Genomic DNA, 11,988 nt, shown 5'->3' on the forward strand with positions numbered 1-11,988 from the left:
CGCGTGGCGCCGGGTTGAGCGGTGGCAGCCGTTGCGGGCGGTGCCGGCCGCATCGGTGCCTTCGGGCGGGCTTCTCATCCGGTCTCCTGCTCGTATTTGGCGGTCTCGGCCCTGGTCCCCCTCAGGCCGCGGATCGCACGGCCGAGGAGGGCGGGGTCCGGCGGCTCCTCGGCGGCCCGGTCGACGTAGGCGGTGCAGCGCAGCAGCCAGCCGCGCACGACGTCCTCGATGTCGGTCTCGGCCCGTCTCGCCTTGGCCAGGGCCCGGCGGCGCTTCTCCTCCCGAACCTCCTGCGCGAGTTCCTCATCGGCGGCAAGGGCACGGATGTCGGCGAGCGCGTAGCGTCCGAACCGGTCCTTCGCCAGGGTCCTTTCTCCGGCGATGCGGTCGAACGTCTTCCTGGGCCAGCCCAGAATGATCACCGCCCCGCCGGCTTCGACGCTGTCGAACAAGGGTCCCTTCCGGGCCGCGACGACGTCGCGGACCTTCTCGGGATCGAGCGCGTCGAGATCGCGCAGCAAGTAGAGCGGATGTCCGCGGAAACTGCTGACGACCTCCAGGTGATCCCTGGCCACCAGCACCTCGACGTCGCAGCGCTCGACATCGAGGCCGGTGCGCCTGGCGAGCCGGGTTGCGGCCCGGATCGCGCCGATCGGCGGCTCTTCGCCGAACCGCGTGACCACCTGGCCGCTGCGGTGTGCGCATTCCTCGACGAGCCCGGCGGACCACCGTTCGCCATCGAGGTCGGGTTCGGGGAGCAGGCCGTGCTCCCGGCCGAGGCGCAGTTGCCATCGGGCCAACCCGAGGCGGACGGCGAGGTGGTTCGCTCCGAGGTCTGTCTGTGCGGGCATGGTCGCGCCTTTCTGTCGCGCCGAATCTGACGCGCAACAGCCTCGTCCATGCCGCCCGCCAGCAATAGTCGAACGCAGTTCTGTGGATAAGGCCCGGGAGTTCGGGGCTAATGTCCCTATTCGCGGCTTCAGAAGGCGCAGGGAAGGGACTTGATCCCGTTGATGAAGCTGGTGCGCTGCCGGACCGGGGCCGAGGTCGCGTGCAGACCGGGAAGGCGCGTGTAGAGCTCGCGGAGCAGAACCGTGACCTCGCGGCGTGCGAGATGCGCGCCGAGGCAGAAGTGCGGCCCCGGCGCACCGAACCCGACGTGGGGATTCGGGGAGCGCGTGATGTCGAACGCGTGCGGGTCCTCGAACACGGCCTCGTCACGGTTGGCCGAGTTGTAGTAGAGCACCACCCGTTCACCGGACCGGTACATGTGGCCGTGCAGTTCGTAGTCTCGGGAGAGGGTGCGGCGCATCCACGTCACCGGTGTCGCGTGACGGACGACCTCTTCCACCGCGTCCGGCAGGCGGCCCTCGACGTCTGCGAGGAGAAGCGCGCGCTGGTCGGGGTGCTCGGTCAGCAGGGCGAGAGCATGCGACAGCGCGTTGCGCGTCGTCTCGTTCCCCGCGACGACCAGCAGCGTGAAGAAACGGGCCAGTTCGACCGCCGTGAGCGATTCCCCGTCCACGTTCGCATGGCTCAACGCGGTCACGAGGTCGTCGGCGGGCTGCTCGCGGCGCAGCCGCCCCAGATCCCCCATGAGCTCGTGGAGGTGGGCGAACTTCTCGCGCAACATGGTGACGCGGTCCTCGCCGGCCGGGCCGACGTAGTCCGGGTCGCCGATCCCCAGGATCATGTTCGTGGCGTCGATGACACCGTCGTACTCCGCATCCGGGATGCCCATCATCGAGCAGATGATCCGCAGCGGCATCGGCATCGCGACGTGCTCGACGAAGTCGCAGGCGCCCCGCTCGGCCAGTTCGTCGACGATCCGGCGGGCGAGGAGGGCGACGTCCCCAGTGAACCGCTCGACCATGCGCGGGGTGAACGAGCGGGACACGATCCGCCGCAGCCGCGCGTGCCGGGGGTCGTCGAGGCTGATCATCGAGCCGGAGTACTCGGCGATCTCCTGCGGCGGGTCCACGAGGCTGACCGCCGTGGGTTCCGAGCTGAACACCTCGGAACGGCGGCTGGCCTCGGCGACCTGCGCGTACCGCGTCAGCGCGTAGAAGCCGGGTTCGTCTGGCAGGGGGCAGAAGACGGGACCCGCGGCGGATCGCAGACCCGCGAACACATCGTCGCGCTCCGTCTGGGCCTTCGCCCAGAAGTCAAGGCTGGACAGTCGGGGCTCGACAAGGGAGGGCATCGACCAAGGCCGCCTTCCGCCAGGGGGGACTCGCCGCCCACAGGCTAACCCCGCGCCCGCTGGAATGGGATCCGTTGGCCGTTCCCGGCTCCTGCGGCGGAACGAATCCGTATCGCGAGCGCGCGCGGGCGGGCCGAGGGCCCGCCCGCTGCGCACTGAGCCGCAGGGCGATGCGGAGGACGCCGGTCAGCGGGCGGAAGACTCCACGTAGTGGCGCTCGCCCGGGCCCACGTAGACCTGCCGCGGACGTCCGATCTTGGTGGAGCTGTCGTTCATCATCTCGCGCCATTGGGCGATCCAGCCGGGGAGCCGGCCGAGCGCGAACAGCACGGTGAACGCGTTGGTGGGGAAGCCCATCGCCTTGTAGATGACGCCGGTGTAGAAGTCGACGTTCGGGTAGAGCTTCCGCTCGACGAAGTAGTCGTCGCTCAGCGCGACCTCTTCCAGGCGCATCGCCAGGTCGAGGAGCGGGTCGGACTTGCCGAGCGCCTCCAGCACCTTGCCCGTGGCCTTCTTCACGACCGCCGCACGGGGGTCGTAGTTGCGGTACACGCGGTGCCCGAAGCCCATGAGCTTGACGCCGGGCTCCTTCTTCTTGACCCGCTCGACGAACGACTCGATGTCGTCGCCGCTCTCGTGGATGCGCTCCAGCATTTCCAGGACGGCCTGGTTGGCGCCGCCGTGGAGCGGGCCGAACAGGGCGTCGACGCCGGCCGCGACGGAGGAGAACAGGTTCGCCTGGCTGGAGCCCACCAGCCGCACCGTGGAGGTGGAGCAGTTCTGCTCGTGGTCGGCGTGCAGGACGAAGAGCATGTCCAGCACCCGCACGATCTCCGGGTCGACCTCGTACGGCTGCGTGGGCAGCCCGAACGTCATGCGCAGGAAGTTCTCCACGTACCCGAGCGAGTTGTCCGGGTACAGCAGCGGCTGCCCGTTGGACGTCTTGTACGCGTAGGCCGCGATGGTGGGCAGCTTGGCGATCAGCCGGATGCTGGACTGGTCGACCTGCTCGGGGTCGAAGGGGTCCAGGCTGTCCTGGTAGAAGGTCGACAGCGCGCTGACCGCGGACGACAGCACCGCCATCGGGTGGGCACGGCGCGGGAAGGCCGAGAAGAAGGCCCGGAACTTCTCGTCCAGCAGCGTGTGGTTGCGGACGCTGTCGGTGAACTCCTCCAGCTGCCCGGGGGTCGGCAGCTCACCGTAGATCAGCAGGTAGGCCACCTCGAGGAAGGACGATTTCTCCGCCAGTTCCTCGATGGGATAACCCCGGTAGCGGAGGATGCCCGCCTCACCGTCGATATAGGTGATCGCCGATGTGGTGGACGCGGTGTTGGTGAATCCGGGGTCGAGTGTGACGTGCCCCGTCTCCTTCAGCAGGCTTCCCACCCGCAGTCCCGACGGCCCCTCGGTCGACTCCGTCACCTCGAGGGGCATCCGGCCGCCCGCGTGGTTGAGTTCGAAATCCGACATATGCGCTCGCTCCCAACTCCGTCCACACCTGCGTAGACGTTCCGGTCTTCATCGTATCCAGGTGATCACATGGGCCGATCGGCGGCCATCTCGTTGACGCCGGGGCCGCGCGGATGTTGCTCTGGGTACATGACCGACGACAGTGCTTCGAAGCTGGTCGCGCGGGCGCGCGGAGACATCGCGGCGGCGGGCGGGAATCGCTTCCTCGACCTGCTCGAAGCAGGTGAGTTGCCCCGAGAACGCCTGGTCTGGCTAGCTGCCGAGGAATATCGGATCGTCAGTAGCGATCAGCGTAGTTTCGCCCTGCTCGCGGCGCGTTTCCCCGCTCCACCGGCGGGCGGGATGTTCCTGGGCCTGGCACAGGGCGAGGCGCAGGCGCTGGCGTTGCTGGATCGCTTCGCCGGCGCGCTCGGCGAGAGTGAGAAGAATCTCAGAACCCACGAGCCCCACCCGCTCGCACAGGCCTACCCGGCCTATCTGGCGCAGCGCGCCGCCTTCGGGACGTCCACCGAGGTGGCATTGGCCATGCTGGCCAATCTGGAGGAGTGGGGCTCCTACTGCGCCCGCACCGCCAGGGCGCTCCGTGCCCGCTACGGCTTTGAGGAGGAGGCGGTCGCGTTCTTCTCCTACTTCGCGGAGTCGCCGCCCGGCTTCGAGGAGCAGGCTCTGACCGTCATCGCCGCCGGCCTGGCCTCCGGTGACGATCCCGCGGACGCCTCCCGCGCCGCGCGGCTTCTGCACGCCTACGAGACCGCCTTCTGGGACGCGCTGGTAGAGGGCCTCTCCTGAGCCGGCTCAGGTCCAGGGCAGTTCGCTCCGTTCCTGCCAGTAGCGTTCCGGCGCGATGCGGAGGCCGGCGAGCAGGTCCAGTTGCCGTTCGTCCAGGGAGATCCGCGTCGCCGCGAGGTTCGCCTGCAACTGGCCAGGGCTGACGGCACCGATCAGGACGGTGTCCGCCCAGGGCCGACTCAGTGCGGCGGCCAGTGCGAGCGCGTCCGCGCCGACGCACTCCTCGGCCGCCATGGCCCGCAGCGCGTTCGGTGGCCGTACGGCGAGCCGGCCGTTGGCCAGCACCTCCTTGAGCAGGACATGCAGACCGGCCCGGTGCGCTTCCTCGAGTGCGGGCTCCGCGGACCTCTCCAGGAGATTCCAGGTCGACTGGACGGTGCTGAACAGCCGCCGGCCCGAGACCTCCAGCAACATCGCACGGCGGATCGTCTCGGCCTGCTGTGGGCCGGACGTGGAGAAGCCGACCCGCACTCCCCCGTCCGCCGCTTCGGCGAGGGCCGCCTGGAGCCTGACGTCGTGGAAGAGCGGGCTCTCCTCCGTGAGCGAGTGCACCTGATAGACCGAAAGGTGATCGCCCAAGAGAGCGCGTGTCTCCTCGTACTGGGCGCGATAACGGTCGAGGCCATGGTCCTTGACCTCGTGCACCGGGGCGTCCGTCTTCCACTCGCCGACGTAGGTGTAGCCCCATTTGCTGGAGACGGTCAGACCGTCCGGTGTGCGAGTGGCGAGCCATTCGCTCAAGAACTCTTCCGCGCGCCCATATGACCGTGCGGTGTCCACCCACCGGATCCCCGCCGCGTAAGCGCCGTCCAGCACACGCCAGGTCGCGTCGCGCAACTGCTCGACACCCCGTTCGCTGGGCAACTCCTCGGTCCTGCCCACGTTGATGTAGGCGGGCCGCCCCACCGCTGCTAGGCCGATTCCCAGCCGTCGTATCGCGCTCACCCTTTCAGCGTCCCATGCCGCGGGCCGCGGTGAGCAAGCGGCCGGGCACCTCTGACTCGTCCAGCGAACCGTCACACAGAATCACCACTCCGGCTTTTGCCCTGTTTTCCAGTGCTATCTGACTGGCTTTATCCACAGAACGACATTCCAGTTCCGTTGCCTTCCGGCCTCCCGGAGTCTTGACGACATCACACGGTCCGCCACGGCTCGAGGAGGCACCCTTGCCCATCACCATCACCATCACCGTTCCCGAGGAGACCACCGCCCGGTTCGTCGTCGCCGCCGACCGGACCCCCGGCGATGTCACGACCGCCGTCCGGCAGGCGTCGGCCGGCGGGCTCGACGCCGCGGTGACCGAGCGGCTCGGCACACCCGCTCTGATGGTCACCGCGCACAGCGCCGAAACGTCGCCCTGGGACTTGAGCCGGGTGACGAGCGCCGACGGGGACGACGCCGAGCGGGCCCGCCGCGCCGCCTGGCATGTCGGCGTGACCTCGGTGCTACCGGTCTCCGACCTTCCGCACGGCCCGCAGGTCACACGCGGGGCGGCCGAGGCCCTCGCCGAATCCCTCGGCGGCATCGCCGTCGACCTCGACATGAACCAGGTCGTGGCGTCCGCGCCGCGCCCCGACGGGTTCGTCCTCGCCGACGACTGGACCGGCGCCGCACTCCCGCCGTACCGGAACGGCGGCCGATGCACCGTCGGCGAGGACGAGATCGACGGCTGCTCCTGCGTCGGGCTCGCGACCCGGGGGCTACGCCGATTCGGCCTGCCGGACCTGGAGATCACCGGTGTGGCGTGCCCGCACGATCTCGCCGCCCTGAACATTCTGCGGACCACCGCCCAGCGCCTTCTGCCCCTCGGCAGGCACCAGGGCGAGCACATCCTGCATTCGGAACTGGTACTGACGAGTGCGGATTTCTCGGCCTTCTGGGGGATCCGCGAGCAGATCTGGGACGACGGCCCCGTCCCTGTGAGGCTCGTACGGACGGGCCCCCGCCGCCTCGCCATCCAAGCGCCGGAGGACTTCCCCGGCACGCTGAACGAGTGGCTGTGGGACGAACTGCCGCCCGTCCTGCACCATTTTCTGAGCTGCGAACCCGGCGGCGCCGCCCCGGACTGAACAAGGACGGTGACGTCGGCATCGACGGCAGAGCACCTGCACGGGAGCACCGCGACCGTTAGCGTCGATCGGCATGCACGACGAACGAGAACCGGGCTCCCTGGCGAAGGTCCTGACGAACATCGCCGCCGAACGCGCCGCGCAGGACCGCATGTGGGGCGTCCAGGAGTTCCCCGACGGCAGCGGGCCGGCGTTCGCCGGAGAAGCCGACCAGGCGAAGGCCGACTGCGCCGCCGCATGGTCGCGCGGGGAACTGACCTGGCGGCACGTGCTCGCCGAGGAGTTCCACGAGGCGCTGGCCGAGTCCGAACCCGCTCCCCTGCGGAACGAACTCGTACAGACGGCGGCGGTGGCGGTGAAATGGATCCAGTCGCTGGACCGCCGGAACGGCGGGACCGAGCATCGCACCAAGGAGGGCGGTGGACGCACCGAGAAACTTGTCCGCGACCGGATCCCCGACCTCCTGCGGGACTCAGGCGAGCGGCGAGAGTCCCGTGTCGCCGAGGCCGGCGAGTACGCGTCCCTGCTGCGCGCCAAGCTCTACGAAGAGGCCGGCGAGTACGCGGCCACCGGCGACCCCGCGGAACTCGCCGACATCCTGGAGGTCGTTCACGCGCTCGCCGCACTGCACGACATGACACCGGCCGACCTGGAGGCGCGGCGGGCAGCCAAGCACGCGGAGAGAGGAGGCTTCTCCAACCGAATCGTCCTGCAACTCCGACCATGAGCACGCCCCGCCGCCAGTGCCGACAGAGCGACCGACCGGGGCGACCAACGGAGCGGTCGATGGGATGACAGGCGACACGACCGGCGGGCGGGCCGGTCGACGGCCCGGTCGGAGCGCCCGGTCGGAGCGGGTGGCGGAGCGGGTGGCGGGTGGCCGGCGTCGGGTCAAAGCAAGATTCGGCGGAGCGTCCAAGGGCTCGCGGCGTCGGCGGGCGGCCCGACGATCTCCGCGACGGCAAGGCCGTCCGGCCTAGCGATCTGCAACCGGTAAAAACGGGCGCGCCGGGCTCGTGTCAGTGCTCCAGGACGCGGCGGGGCGGCTAGCCCGGCGGCCGACATGGACGACCGAGCGACCGGCAAGGCGGCGGGCGCCGAGGCTGGGTCAGATCCGGCGGAGCGTCCAGGTCGCGGTCTCGGTGGGCGGTCCAATGACCTCCGCGATCGCAGGAGCGTCCGGCGTAGCGATCTGCAGCCGATAGAAACGGGCTGCGCGGGCCCCTGCAACTACTCCAAGATGCGGCGGGTTGGCCAGCGTCGCGGGCGCGGGACGGCCGGCGGGGCGATCGGCGGGCGGGCGCGGGACGGGTGGTGGGGCGCTGGGTCAGGTCAGGGCCAGATTCGGCGGAGCGTCCAGGGGCCTGCGGCGTCGGTGGGCGGCCCGACGACCTCCGCGATGGCAAGGCCGTCGGGCGTGGCTATCTGCAACCGGTAGAAACGGGCCGCGCCGGGTTCCTGCCACTGCTCCAGGACGCGACGCACCCGGAAGCAGCCGCGCGCGCCGGTGATCTGGGACGGATGGCCCGCCGGGGTGGTCTCCGCGGAGACGGGTTCATCGATCAGCACGAGACCAGACCTTAGCCCGAACATTCGTTCGAATGGAAGGCGACAGGCCGTCCGGCGGCATCTGGGGCCCGCGAAGAGCCCGTGCGACCAGAGGCTCGATCCACAGCGGGTTGCGCTGCGTGAAGTCGGCGAGGGGCTCGCTGATCGGCTCGCGGGACGCGCCGATGAGCTGCGCCAGCTCCCGGGTGCGGTCGAAACCGCAGGGCTCGGATAGGGCGCGGACGCCGTTGTGGAGGCGATCGGCGAATGGCACCGGTGGTGTCCGAGTGACGCCGTCGATGGCGGCCTCGTCGCCCTGTTCGTGTGCGCACGTAGACCGGGGACCGGGCTCGCCCTGCTCAAGATGGTGGTCCCCCCAAGGTTCGGGAGGCATGGTGGGGCGATACAGGCCAGGCTCAGGTCATGGGCGAACAGGCGGTCTGGTCAACTCGCTGTGCCGGACGGGTGGAATGCCCTCCGGAGGCTGTCGGGTTGGGTCGATGTCCTAGGGGCCTCACTGGGGGCGGCTTGGGCCTTGTGCTCGCGTGGGCTGCGAAGCGCTGGTCGCGGGAGGGCCTGAGGCGGCCCGCTAGGCCGCACCTAGGTTCCGGGCGAGAGCAGGGGGCAGCGGGTAGGGGCGCTCCTTGGGAAGGAGGGCCTTGGCCTGGGCCGTCCGGCCGGATTGGAGGAGCCCGTGGATCCTGCGGGCCAGCGGGGTGCGGTCCTCGATGCCGAGGATCCAGTCGTCGACGTAGCGGTCCACGATGTGGCGGCTCAGCCCGATCTGGATGCTCCGCGCCTCCATTTTCCCGCCGCCGATCGAGCGCTCGGGGTCCCACTGCACGTGGACGAGTGCACGGGCGAAACGGCGGCGCCATTCCTCGGAGTCGCGGAAGACGCGGCGGTCCGGGTCGGTGGGGACGGCCCGGGCGAGGGCCTCCTCCCAGCCGGCACGGGTGATGCGGACGGCGAGGACGGTCTCCTGGCCCGGCTTGCGCGCCCAGTTGCTGCGGGCCATCAGCCACAGGAACGACGGCTTGATCCAGGTCATCCGGGTACGGGAGAACGGCGGCACGAAGGTTCCGTCTCGTACCGCCGGGCGGCCGATCTCCGGGCCGTACGCCTGGTAGACCGTGATCGAGTCACGGTCGTGGAGGGCGCGGATCTCACGGGTGCGCATGGTGCGGCCACGGTGCCGCAGGCTCGACGTGCGGTTCAACCGGATTTCGAGGCCGCGGACCTGCGGCGGTGGGCTTTCTGGCGGCACGCGGCACCGCAGAATCGGGCCGGACGGCCGGTGCGGGCGCCGGTCAGCAGGGTTCCGCAGACCTCGCAGCGACCTTCGTTGCGTGACGGCGACCAAGTTTCGTTACCCAGTTTCGTTACGGAAGTGGGTCGCAGTGCGTCGCAGGCCAGCGCGGTCATGCGGCCGGGCGGGCCGTCGGCGCGCCGCATCCGCTCGGTGACCATGCAGCCCGCCAACAGGGCGCGCACGTCCCGGATGTCGACGTCCGCACGGACCTGACCCGCCGCCTGCGCCCGCCGGAGCAGCGCTCCGAGAGCCGCGTCGAACTCCTCCTCGACGCCGGCGGCGGCGAACGCCTTGATCCCTTCCTCCAGGGCCAGCGCGTCGCAGAGGGCGTGATTGAACATCGCACGCTCGACGACCCACGTCAGGAAGCCGTAGAACCGTTCGCCCGCATCGGCCGCGGCGGCCGCGCTGCCCCCTTCGGCCGTGCCGTTCGCGTCGGCTGCGCCGCCCCCTTGCGCCGCGGCACCCCTGTTGCCCGCGTCGCTCCAGTTGCCTGCGTCATCGCCCCCGTTACTCGCGTCGTCCGCGTCGCTCCCTTCCGTCGCGTCGGCCCCTTCGGTCGGGTCGGTCGGGTTGGTCGCGCGGTTCGGGGTGGGCGGGGCGGCTAGGGCTCTTGCCTTGTCTACGACGTCTTGGAGGCGGTCGGTGACGACGGCCGTGAACAGGGCCTCCTTGGTCGGGAAGTTGCGGTAGACCGTGCCGGCGCCGACGCCGGCGCGGCGGGCGATGTCGTCGAGGGGGACGAGCCGGCCCTCGGCGGCGAACGCCTCCATCGCGGCCTGCAGGATCCGTTGCCGGTTCCGGCGCGCGTCGGCGCGCCGCGGCCCGGCGCCGGCACCGGTGCGGCGGGTGTCGGGCACGGGCGTCCCCTCTCCCGGCGAAGCGGCCTCCGTTGACAAACGGGGCGTGCGTTCCGGTAACGTCGTAAGCGGGTTGGCAGTTCCGATTGTACGGTCGAAGGAGACGGCGATGGGAAGCGACGCGGTGCTCGAGGCGAGGCGGCGGCTGGGGCGGATCGGGGTCGGGCTGATGACTCCGCTCGCACCGGCCGACGAGTGGCGGCGGGCGGCCCGCCGGGTGGAGGACGCCGGGTACGGGGCGGTGTGGGTGAACGAGGCGATCGGCGGCCGGGAGGTGTTCGCGCAGCTCGGCGTGATGCTCGCCGCCACGGAGCGGATCGCGTTCGGGTCGGCGATCGCGAACCTGTGGGCGCGGCATCCGGCCGCGATGCAGGGGGCCGCGTCGGTACTGGCCGACGCCTATCCGGGGCGGCTCGCGCTCGGCGTCGGCGTCAGCATGGGCGCGGTCGTCGAGCAGAGCGGGCAGACGTGGGGCAGCCCGCTCACCCGCATGCGCGAGTACCTCGACGGCATGGACGCCGCGGTGCAGGCCGCGCCGTCCCCGGACGTGCCCTTCCCGCGGCTGCTGGCGGCGCTGGGGCCGAAGATGCAGGGCCTGGCCCGCGACCGTGCGGACGGCATGCTGCCCGCGATGATGCCGGTCGAGCACACGCGCCGGGCACGGGAGCTGCTCGGCCCCGACAAGCTGCTGATCGCCCTGCAGCCGGTGATCCTCGAAACGGCCCCGGAGAAGGCGCGCGGCATCGCCCGCCAGGCCGGGGCGTTCACGATTCCGGGCTCGCCCTACATCCCCGCACTCAGGAGCCTCGGCTACTCGGAGGCGGACATCGCGGACGGCGGTTCCGACGCGGTCATCGACGCCTGTTTCAGCTGGGGCGACGAGACCGCGATCGCCAAGGGGGTGGCCGCCCATCTGGACGCGGGAGCCGACCATGTGTGCGTGACGGTGTTCCAGCCGGACCTGGCCTCGTGCGCCGACCAGTTCGAGCGGCTCGCTCCGTACCTGCTGGACGCATAGAGCGCATCGAGCCGCTGTCACGAAACTCCGCGAAGCGTTCAGCGAGGGCGGACCAGGCCGGTCTCGTAGGCGGCGATCACGAGCTGCGCCCGGTCGCGGGCCTGCAGCTTGGCCAGCAGGTGCCCGATGTGGGTCTTCACCGTCGCGGGGCTGAGATGCAGGTGCTCGGCCAGTTCGGCGTTGGACAGCCCGCGGGCGATGAGGGCGAGGACCTCGCGCTCGCGGCCGGTGAGGCCGTCGAGCCCGGCGGGCCCGTCGAGACCGTCGGGCGCCGGCCGCACCGGGGCGGGCCGGCGGACGAACTCGGCGATCAGCCGGCGGGTGACGCTGGGGGCGAGCAGCGACTCCCCCGAGGCGACCACCCGGACCGCTGACAGCAGGTCGGCGGGCGGGGTGTCCTTGAGCAGGAAGCCGCTGGCGCCGGCCCGCAGCGCCGAGTAGACGTAGGAGTCCAGGTCGAACGTGGTGAGGATGAGGACCCGGACGTCCGGCAGGTCGCGGCAGATGCGCCGGGTCGCCTCGATGCCGTCCATCTCGGGCATCCGGACGTCCATCAGCACGACGTCGGGGCGTTCGCGTTCGGCGAGTTCGACGGCCTCGGCGCCGGTGCCGGCCTCGCCGACGGCGCGCAGGCCCGGCGCGGTGTCGATCAGGAGGCGGAAGCTGCCGCGCAGCAGGGCTTGGTCGTCGGCGACGAGGACGCGCAGTTCCAACGGGTT

Annotated in this window: 12 protein-coding genes; 4 read left to right on the forward strand and 8 right to left on the reverse strand. The window is 70.8% G+C overall.

Features of this window, described 5'->3' with window-relative positions; genetic code table 11:
* Positions 1 to 74: 74 nt before the first annotated feature.
* The 3 genes from ABD296_RS05645 to ABD296_RS05655 form a co-directional block, all read right to left on the reverse strand.
* Positions 75 to 851: a hypothetical protein gene (locus ABD296_RS05645; RefSeq protein ID WP_344262181.1), complete on the reverse strand. Its 777-nt coding sequence runs from the start codon at positions 849 to 851 to the stop codon at positions 75 to 77.
* A gap of 128 nt (positions 852 to 979) precedes the next feature.
* The gene (locus ABD296_RS05650) at positions 980 to 2,203 is read right to left on the reverse strand and encodes a cytochrome P450 (protein WP_344262183.1); all 1,224 of its coding nucleotides are present in this window, start codon (positions 2,201 to 2,203) and stop codon (positions 980 to 982) included.
* A gap of 186 nt (positions 2,204 to 2,389) precedes the next feature.
* Positions 2,390 to 3,673, reverse strand: coding sequence for a citrate synthase (locus ABD296_RS05655; RefSeq protein ID WP_344262185.1), 1,284 nt, complete (start codon positions 3,671 to 3,673; stop codon positions 2,390 to 2,392).
* 129 nt (positions 3,674 to 3,802) lie between these two features.
* Between ABD296_RS05655 and ABD296_RS05660 the strand changes: the two genes are divergently transcribed.
* A complete protein-coding gene (locus tag ABD296_RS05660; protein ID WP_344262187.1) occupies positions 3,803 to 4,462 on the forward strand; it encodes a thiaminase II/PqqC family protein in 660 nt (219 codons plus the stop codon).
* A gap of 6 nt (positions 4,463 to 4,468) precedes the next feature.
* Here ABD296_RS05660 and ABD296_RS05665 read toward each other — a convergent pair whose 3' ends face one another.
* Positions 4,469 to 5,407 carry an aldo/keto reductase gene (locus ABD296_RS05665; protein WP_344262189.1) on the reverse strand — a complete coding sequence of 313 codons (939 nt, stop codon included), beginning with the start codon at positions 5,405 to 5,407 and terminating at the stop codon, positions 4,469 to 4,471.
* A 221-nt stretch (positions 5,408 to 5,628) separates the two neighbouring features.
* On the opposite strand from ABD296_RS05665, the gene ABD296_RS05670 reads away from it, so the two are divergent.
* Together ABD296_RS05670 and ABD296_RS05675 are read left to right on the forward strand one after the other, a co-directional pair.
* Complete coding sequence (locus ABD296_RS05670) at positions 5,629 to 6,531, forward strand: hypothetical protein (protein WP_344262191.1); 903 nt, start codon at positions 5,629 to 5,631, stop codon at positions 6,529 to 6,531.
* Positions 6,532 to 6,604: 73 nt separating this feature from the next.
* Positions 6,605 to 7,258: a nucleoside triphosphate pyrophosphohydrolase gene (locus ABD296_RS05675; RefSeq protein WP_344262193.1), complete on the forward strand. Its 654-nt coding sequence runs from the start codon at positions 6,605 to 6,607 to the stop codon at positions 7,256 to 7,258.
* A 605-nt stretch (positions 7,259 to 7,863) separates the two neighbouring features.
* Here the strand turns inward: ABD296_RS05675 and ABD296_RS05680 are convergent.
* The 3 genes from ABD296_RS05680 to ABD296_RS05690 all read right to left on the reverse strand — a co-directional run bounded on the left by ABD296_RS05680 (position 7,864) and on the right by ABD296_RS05690 (position 10,251).
* Positions 7,864 to 8,100, reverse strand: a complete 237-nt coding sequence (locus ABD296_RS05680; protein WP_344262195.1) for a hypothetical protein — start codon at positions 8,098 to 8,100, stop codon at positions 7,864 to 7,866.
* 568 nt (positions 8,101 to 8,668) lie between these two features.
* A complete protein-coding gene (locus ABD296_RS05685) occupies positions 8,669 to 9,259 on the reverse strand; it encodes a DUF4291 domain-containing protein (protein ID WP_344262197.1) in 591 nt (196 codons plus the stop codon).
* Between the two features lie 35 nt (positions 9,260 to 9,294).
* Positions 9,295 to 10,251, reverse strand: coding sequence for a TetR/AcrR family transcriptional regulator (locus ABD296_RS05690; protein WP_344262199.1), 957 nt, complete (start codon positions 10,249 to 10,251; stop codon positions 9,295 to 9,297).
* A gap of 109 nt (positions 10,252 to 10,360) precedes the next feature.
* Here ABD296_RS05690 and ABD296_RS05695 point away from each other — a divergent pair, with 109 nt between their 5' ends.
* A complete protein-coding gene (locus tag ABD296_RS05695; protein WP_344262202.1) occupies positions 10,361 to 11,269 on the forward strand; it encodes a TIGR03620 family F420-dependent LLM class oxidoreductase in 909 nt (302 codons plus the stop codon).
* Between the two features lie 38 nt (positions 11,270 to 11,307).
* Here ABD296_RS05695 and ABD296_RS05700 read toward each other — a convergent pair whose 3' ends face one another.
* Positions 11,308 to 11,982 carry a response regulator transcription factor gene (locus ABD296_RS05700; protein WP_344262204.1) on the reverse strand — a complete coding sequence of 225 codons (675 nt, stop codon included), beginning with the start codon at positions 11,980 to 11,982 and terminating at the stop codon, positions 11,308 to 11,310.
* Positions 11,983 to 11,988: the final 6 nt, after the last annotated feature.

The sequence above is a fragment of the Actinomadura napierensis genome (genome assembly GCF_039529375.1).
GTDB classification, from domain to species: domain Bacteria; phylum Actinomycetota; class Actinomycetes; order Streptosporangiales; family Streptosporangiaceae; genus Spirillospora; species Spirillospora napierensis.

Bases quoted from the DNA above. Each gene is read 5' to 3' on its own strand.
- ABD296_RS05645 (WP_344262181.1), bottom strand. From the start codon at position 851: ATGCCCGCACAGACAGACCTCGGAGCGAACCACCTCGCCGTCCGCCTC.
- ABD296_RS05650 (WP_344262183.1), bottom strand. From the start codon at position 2,203: ATGCCCTCCCTTGTCGAGCCCCGACTGTCCAGCCTTGACTTCTGGGCG.
- ABD296_RS05655 (WP_344262185.1), bottom strand. From the start codon at position 3,673: ATGTCGGATTTCGAACTCAACCACGCGGGCGGCCGGATGCCCCTCGAG.
- ABD296_RS05660 (WP_344262187.1), top strand. From the start codon at position 3,803: ATGACCGACGACAGTGCTTCGAAGCTGGTCGCGCGGGCGCGCGGAGAC.
- ABD296_RS05675 (WP_344262193.1), top strand. From the start codon at position 6,605: ATGCACGACGAACGAGAACCGGGCTCCCTGGCGAAGGTCCTGACGAAC.
- ABD296_RS05685 (WP_344262197.1), bottom strand. From the start codon at position 9,259: ATGCGCACCCGTGAGATCCGCGCCCTCCACGACCGTGACTCGATCACG.
- ABD296_RS05695 (WP_344262202.1), top strand. From the start codon at position 10,361: ATGGGAAGCGACGCGGTGCTCGAGGCGAGGCGGCGGCTGGGGCGGATC.